This window comes from Bradyrhizobium sp. Ken64 (genome assembly GCF_055807555.1).
Genome location: NZ_JBVVPA010000078.1, coordinates 1 through 695 on the forward strand (window position 1 = coordinate 1; position 695 = coordinate 695).

1 pseudogene is annotated in these 695 nt (G+C 69.1%); it reads right to left on the reverse strand.

The annotated features are described in order from the left end of the window. Positions 1-695: pseudogene (locus AC0L2F_RS35705) on the reverse strand (hybrid sensor histidine kinase/response regulator); the annotation flags it as partial.

Genomic DNA, 695 nt, shown 5'->3' on the forward strand with positions numbered 1-695 from the left:
ACCAGCTCCGAGACCATGGTCATCAGATGCTCCAGCGTATCCACGTTGACGCGGATCGACTGGTTGGCGATGCTGGCGCCCTCGGCGGCGCCCTCGTCGGCGGCCATCGATTTCTTGGGCGCGACCTTGTCCTTGGGCGCCTTAGTCTCCTTGGCAACGTCCTTGGCAACAGGCACCGGGGCTTCAGCGGCAGGCTCAGGCTCGGCCTTGACTTCGGCTTTGGCAACGGGCGCCGGGACTTCGATCGCGGTCTCGCGGAAGGCGCGCTCGAGCTCGTCGAGCGAGACTTCGCCCGGACGCAGCGGACGCTCCAGGCTCTGGTCGGCGAGCACGCCGGAGGTCGGCGCGGCTTCGACGGCGGCAGGCGCCTCCGGCACCAGCGGCGGCGCTTCGGCCACGGGAGCAGCGCTTCCAGCCGCCGGCATCGGCTGCGCCGAGCCTGACGCGATCGGCTGCGCCGACGCTGACATTGCGGCCATGCCCTGCTCGACCATCGCTTCCAGCTTGTCGATGAGATCGCGGTCGGTACCCTCGGGCTCGGCTTCGGTCGCCTCCAGCCCGGCCAGAATTTCCTTGATGCGGTCGATCGACGACAGGATCACCGTCACCGCCTGCCCGGTCACCGGCATGCCGTCACGGAATTTGCCCATCAGCGTCTCGCCGGCATGCGCCAGCGCTTCCAGCCGCGGCAAGCC